Genomic DNA, 2991 nt, shown 5'->3' with positions numbered 1-2991 from the left:
CTCTCCACCCGGATCCTCGCCGCCCGGATCCTCGCCACCCGGATCCTCGCCACCGGGGTCTTCACCACCCGGGTCTTCACCACCGGGGTCCTCACCGCCCGGGTCTTCACCACCGGGGTCCTCTCCACCCGGATCTTCACCGCCCGGGTCCTCACCGGGGTCGCCCGGGTCCTCGCCGCCTCCGCCGCCGCCCGGGTCGTCCGGGTCATCCTCGTCCGCGGTTGTGCCCTCTTCTCCCGCGGCAGCCGGCTCGGTGAGCACGAGGACGCCTCGCATGGAGTCCGTGACGGTCGAGGCATTGGCGGCGCTGGCACCCGCGAGGGCAGCCACACCGACGGCGCCGATGATGATGACGCCCCATCGAGCCGCAGCACGCACGCCGCGATGGCGTGCGAGTCGATTCGTCTTCATTTTCCTCCCCGTACTTGGCAGGGCCGCCATCCGCAATGGACGGCGGCCCTCGTAGTCCGGGCTGCAACATACCGGCAATCCAGCGTCGATTTCTATCCACGGTTGACAATATGGCAGAAGTCGGACACCCGGCCCGATCGGCATTCGCGAGGACGGTCCAGCGCCCGCCTACGGGCGACAAGAAACTGTCCACACGTGGCTAGGCAAGCTCGTCGAGGACGCACCCAATAGATGTGACCTACAGCTCACATGGACCGACGAATGCGGCCACGCGCGGCATTCACACGCTGGCGCCCAGATGCGTGCCGGCCACCTCGGGCCGCCCGTCGTGCCACCCGTGACCAGCCATGTGTTGCAGTCAGCAGCGTCCTGGCGGCCCGGAAAGAAGTGACCTGCTAACCCGATGCGGCGAGTCGTCACCGACAACCAGAGCATCGGCCGTGGAGCAGAGAGTGACCATCGCTTTCCACACCGAGCCAGAGCTCTACGCCCGGTTCGGATCCGCGACTAAGCCCTGCGAAATCCGCACCCTCGGAAGTACGACAAACGATTACCGACCAATGACACTGCGCTACGTCAGGCGGCCGAGAACCATCACGCAATCGCGTCGCGATAGGCATGAGTTCGGCGTGTCGTAGGTGGAACGCAGAGAGTCGGTGGCGCTCCGAAGAAGAGGCGGCAACTCTCAGACGAGAAGGTCGGTGGCACTCAGACGAGGAAGCCGGCAACTCTCAGACGAGAAGGTCGGTGGCACTCAGACGAGAGAGCTGGCGGTGCCCGGAAGAGGAAGTTGGCGGCGCTCAGGAAAGCAGGTCGGTCGCTTCGTCCGCGAGGGCATCCGCGTCGATCTGGTCGGCGAAGGCCGCGGCTTCCTCGTCGCGTGCGGCAAGCGCCTCCTTCACCGCCTGGATTGCTACGCCGGCCGGATAGCCCTTGCGGGCCAGCATGCCTACGAGCCGGCGAAACACCTGATCGGGAGTGCCCCGGGCGGAGCGCAGCTTGCGATCGACCAGGGCGCGCGCCGTGGTCGCCTCCTCCTCGTCGTCCAGCGTTTCCAGGGCCTCGGTGGCCACGTCGGGCTCCACGCCGTGCTGACGCAACTCGTTGGCGAGGGCTCGGCGGGCCAGTCCGCGGCCCTGGTGCCGGGTCGACACCCACATTCGCGCGAAGGCGGCGTCGTCGATGATCCCGACCTCGTCGTAGCGGTCGAGGACCTCGGCGATCACCTCTTCGGAGATCTCCTTGCGGGCCAGCGTCTTCGCCAACTCGGCACGCGTGCGTGGCCGCACGGCAAGCTGCCGGAGGCAGATGTCGCGCGCCACCTCGGACTCGCTGCGTGGCGGCTCAGGCGGCCGCTCGGCGGCGCCCCTTCCGGCACGCTCGCCGTTGCCTATCCGGGAGCGTCCGCCGCTGCCGAAGTCACGGCTGCCGGATGCGCCAAAGGCGCCGGACGAGGAACCCTCCGGCGAGCTCCGGCGGCGCCGGCCCGCGACGTTGCCGCGTTCCGGCTCGTCGGGCCGGAGCTCGCCACCAGAAGGATCATCCTGCGCCGGGCGGGGCGGGATCGCATCCCAGCCTCGTCCGGACCTCGCGCCACGTCGACCGGCCATGACCTCAGCCCCGCCCTGATACGAGCACGGATCCGGGCTCGCCGGCGGGCGAAGGCTCCGCCAACGGCCTCTTACCGACGATCGCTGTGGCGGTCGGCCGACCGCTGGCACGTTCGTCACCCTTGGCCCGATCGAGGTCGGCCCAAGCCCGGGCCCGGGCGGCCTCGGCAGGTGCGGCATCCGCGCGCGCGACGATCGTCACGGCGACCAATCCACCAGCCATCCGGACGCCCGGAGCGTCGACCGGGCGGGCATCGGATCGGTTGGTGGCGTCCGCCTTCGACGGACGGGGTGAACCCGGCCCGGGTGGGCCGGGTTCCACAGATGGTGGCGTCGACGTTCGCATCTGTCAGAAGTCGACGGGGGGCAACTCCGGGCCGCCGGCGGCGTCGCCGGTGGTCTGGCCCACGCCGAGCTTCTCCAGGATCTTCTTCTCGATCTCGGCCGCGACGTCCGGGTTCTCCTTCAGGAACTCGCGCGCCTTCTCCTTGCCCTGACCCAGCTGGTCACCGTCGTACGTATACCAGGCACCGGACTTGCGGACGATGCTCTGCTCGACGCCGACGTCGATCAGGGAGCCCTCACGGGAGATGCCCTTGCCATACATGATGTCGAATTCGGCCTGCTTGAACGGCGCGGCGACCTTGTTCTTCACGACCTTGACGCGGGTGCGGTTGCCGACCACGTCCGTGCCGTCCTTGAGGCTCTCGATGCGGCGCACGTCGAGGCGCACCGACGAGTAGAACTTCAGCGCCCGGCCACCGGTCGTGGTCTCGGGCGAGCCGAACATGACGCCGATCTTCTCGCGGAGCTGGTTGATGAAGATCGCGGTCGTTCCGGAATTGTTCAGGATGCCGGTGATCTTACGCAGCGCCTGGCTCATCAGGCGGGCCTGCAGACCGACGTGGCTGTCACCCATCTCGCCCTCGATCTCGGCGCGCGGCACGAGCGCAGCCACCGAGTCGATGAC

Annotated in this window: 2 protein-coding genes and 1 pseudogene; 1 reads left to right on the top strand and 2 read right to left on the bottom strand. The window is 68.5% G+C overall.

Translation table 11 applies throughout. The features are described from left to right. Positions 1–642 (top strand): hypothetical protein (locus tag DMB66_RS62105; RefSeq protein ID WP_158647723.1); only part of this gene is annotated, 642 nt, incomplete at its 5' end. Positions 643–1211: 569 nt separating this feature from the next. Here DMB66_RS62105 and DMB66_RS58600 read toward each other — a convergent pair. Beyond that, positions 1212–2021 carry a regulatory protein RecX gene (locus tag DMB66_RS58600; protein ID WP_370321495.1) on the bottom strand — a complete coding sequence of 270 codons (810 nt, stop codon included), beginning with the start codon at positions 2019–2021 and terminating at the stop codon, positions 1212–1214. Between the two features lie 349 nt (positions 2022–2370). Continuing rightward, positions 2371–2991: pseudogene (locus DMB66_RS58595) on the bottom strand (DNA recombination/repair protein RecA); the annotation flags it as partial.

This window comes from Actinoplanes sp. ATCC 53533, assembly GCF_003947245.1.
The sequence above is the reverse complement of the archived record's forward strand: the minus strand, read 5'-3'. Positions and strand labels throughout refer to the sequence as shown.

Bases quoted from the DNA above. Each gene is read 5' to 3' on its own strand.
- DMB66_RS58600 (WP_370321495.1), bottom strand. From the start codon at position 2,021: ATGGCCGGTCGACGTGGCGCGAGGTCCGGACGAGGCTGGGATGCGATC.